Genomic DNA, 1,076 nt, shown 5'->3' on the forward strand with positions numbered 1-1,076 from the left:
GTCGCCGGGCCGCGCGCCCGAGCGGAGCACCGGGTCGCCGTCGAGTCGGCCGAGAGCGGTGATCGAGACCATGACGACCCCGGGGGGCGCCGACGACAGGTCGCCGCCGAGCACCGCCACCCCCGCTGCCGCGCACGCCTCGGCGAGACCCTGCACGTGGTCGAGCGCCCACTCGAGCGAGAGCTCGGGGTCGGCGACGAGGGTGACGAGGACACCGGTCGGCCGTCCGCCCATCGCCGCGACGTCGGCGAGGTTCTGCGCCACGACCTTGTGACCGATGTCGGCGCCTGACGACCACGCGTCGAGCCAGTCGCGGCCGAGGACCACGGTGTCGGTCGTGGCGATGATGCGCTCCGAGGTGACGAGCACGGCGGCGTCGTCCCCCGGCGGCACGAGGAGGCCGTCTCCCGCCGGGAACGCGGGCAGGATGCGGGCGAGCAGCTCGTCCTCGTCCAGCGAGCGCAGCGGCGTGCCGCCCGTCATCATCGGCCCTCGCTGGAGCCGGTCGACGTTCGGCACGCGATCACACACCCTTTCGATGGACGGTCCTCGGAGGCCCGGTTTCCAGGGGACGTGGGGCCCCATGGCAAGGTAGCGTCAGGGCACGGTCGCAGTCACACTGAGGCCTGCCGTTCCGACCGGTCGTGCCGTGCACCGTGCCCGTGCTCGACCGTCCAACGATCGACACACAGTGAGGTGACACGTGGTCCAGGCCTACATCCTGATTCAGACCGAAGTCGGCAAGGCCGCGAGCGTGGCGGAGCAGATCGCCGGCATCTCGGGCGTGACTCTCGCAGAGGACGTGACCGGCCCCTACGACGTCATCGCGCGCGTCGAGGCCTCCAACGTCGACGACCTCGGTCGTCTCGTCATCGCGAAGCTCCAGGACGTTCCCGGCATCACGCGGACGCTGACCTGCACGGTCGTCCACGTCTGAGGCCGGCCCCCTGACCGGACGCACGTCCCTCACGACGGCGGCGCTGATCGGCGCCGCCGTCGTGCTGTCCGCGTGCACGCGCGCTCCGGAGGTGGCGCTGGCACCGCAGGCATCGGCGCCGGTGTGCTCGTCGGCCGCC

At 72.3% G+C, this 1,076-nt stretch carries 2 protein-coding genes; one reads left to right on the forward strand and one right to left on the reverse strand.

Annotation, left to right across the window (positions count from 1 at the left end):
* A partial coding sequence (locus AC1DP0_RS22195; protein WP_478088799.1) for a thiamine-phosphate kinase occupies positions 1 to 519 on the reverse strand: 519 nt, incomplete at its 3' end.
* Positions 520 to 703: 184 nt separating this feature from the next.
* Here AC1DP0_RS22195 and AC1DP0_RS22200 point away from each other — a divergent pair.
* Positions 704 to 937, forward strand: a complete 234-nt coding sequence (locus tag AC1DP0_RS22200; RefSeq protein ID WP_030146698.1) for an Lrp/AsnC family transcriptional regulator — start codon at positions 704 to 706, stop codon at positions 935 to 937.
* Positions 938 to 1,076: the final 139 nt, after the last annotated feature.

Source organism: Terrabacter sp. P5_B1 (assembly GCF_056400505.1).